The organism is Streptomyces sp. NPDC087420, assembly GCF_044744165.1.
Lineage (GTDB): Bacteria > Actinomycetota > Actinomycetes > Streptomycetales > Streptomycetaceae > Streptomyces.
This window is the reverse complement of the sequence record NZ_JBIUXU010000045.1, coordinates 1-1,037: the sequence shown is the minus strand read 5'-3', so window position 1 is coordinate 1,037 and position 1,037 is coordinate 1. Positions and strand designations below refer to the sequence as shown.

At 38.8% G+C, this 1,037-nt stretch carries 1 protein-coding gene; it reads left to right on the top strand.

Going from position 1 to position 1,037, the window contains the following annotated elements:
* Positions 1 to 272: 272 nt before the first annotated feature.
* On the top strand, positions 273 to 728 hold the full coding sequence (gene tnpA / locus ACIO1C_RS35940; RefSeq protein ID WP_272680812.1) for an IS200/IS605 family transposase: 456 nt from the start codon (positions 273 to 275) through the stop codon (positions 726 to 728).
* Positions 729 to 1,037 lie beyond the last annotated feature (309 nt).

The following is a 1,037-nucleotide window of genomic DNA, read 5'->3' as shown; positions in this document are numbered from 1 at the left end:
CAAAAGCGAAAAAGAAAAAATAATTTTCTTTAATCGCACAGATAAACAGTATCTCTAGTATGCTGTTTATCGCCAAAGCGAATTGAAGCCAATGTGGAAACACATTGGCTTTTTTATTTATGGCTTTAGCCAGTTTAAGTCGCGTTAGCGTCTTAAACATAAAACCACCTGCTTTGCGGGTGGAGTCAAAGGGTTATACCAAGAAAAACACCTTTCCGTTACGATATAGATGTTCAAGCTAATATTCGTAACTTAAATAAGGAAAGGTGTTTATGGGCATTAAAGCACAAAGCTCAGCGCATACAAAGTGGCTGTGTAAATACCATATCGTCTTTTCGCCGAAATTCAGACGGAAAGTGATTTTTAATAATATTCGTTCAAGTGTGGGTGAGATATTACGAGACCTTTGTAAGTATAAAGGTGTTGAAATAATCGAAGGGCATCTGATGCCAGATCATGTTCATATGCTAGTCAGTATTCCCCCAAAGTTAAGTGTTTCAAGCTTTATGGGGTATTTGAAGGGTAAAAGTTCGTTGATGATCTTTGATAGACATGCGAATTTAAAATATAAATTTGGCAATAGAAAGTTTTGGTCAGAAGGCTACTATGTAAGTACGGTAGGGTTAAATGAAGCAACAATTCAGAAGTATATCAGAGAGCAAGAAAAGTCAGATTTAATGTCAGATAAACTGAGTACGAAAGAGCATATAGACCCCTTCAAGGGGTAAGACAAAGTAGCAAAGACACTTAGCTTGAACGAAGAGAAAGCAGCGTCATTTAGGCGCAGTCGGTAATAAGCCCTTATAGGGCTAGAGCAAACCACCCGCTATGCGGGTGGTTATGATTTAGGCTGAGGCAGAATTTTTTGCTGCTGCTACGAAAGGTTGGGAGTTACATCACGAAATGAGCCTTTTCAGGGTGTTAACAATTCTGTAAACTGCTCTCGGTGTGTACTTTTCCAGTGGAAGATCGTTTATTCAGCAGTACCGCTGGACAAAACAAAAAGAGGTCATGATGAGTACTGAAATTAAAGCCCA